This window comes from Dawidia cretensis, assembly GCF_018598175.1.
GTDB classification, from domain to species: Bacteria; Bacteroidota; Bacteroidia; order Cytophagales; family Cyclobacteriaceae; genus Ohtaekwangia; species Ohtaekwangia cretensis.
In genome coordinates this window covers 1-305 of the sequence record NZ_JAHESE010000173.1, presented here as the reverse complement: position 1 = coordinate 305, position 305 = coordinate 1, and the positions used below count along the sequence as shown (strand labels likewise).

Here is a 305-nt window from a genome sequence, read left to right as displayed (position 1 = left end):
CGGTAACAGTCGCTACAACCACGGTAAAATATTCGCCGGCAAAGCTCTCACAGTCCGTTACCGGCACCGCCACGCGCTGCCCGGGTGCCATGACGCCGATGGTACGAAGGTCTTGCTCCAGCAATACGTCGTTATAGGTAAAGCTGATCCAGGCGCCGTCGCCACTCCACGTATGGGCATGTGTACCGCCGCGCAGGGCACCGGCGACAAAAGGCTCGTGTACTACACGTGCCTCGGCGTGACGGATCACGCGGGAAGTATGCGGGCTTAACAGCGCGCCAAAGCGACGGGTCATGCTATAAGGC

General features: G+C 60.3%; 1 protein-coding gene. It reads right to left on the bottom strand.

Features of this window, described 5'->3' with window-relative positions; translation table 11 throughout:
• On the bottom strand, positions 1-295 hold a 295-nt coding region (locus KK062_RS30245), incomplete at its 3' end, for a DUF3748 domain-containing protein (RefSeq protein WP_254088113.1).
• Positions 296-305: the final 10 nt, after the last annotated feature.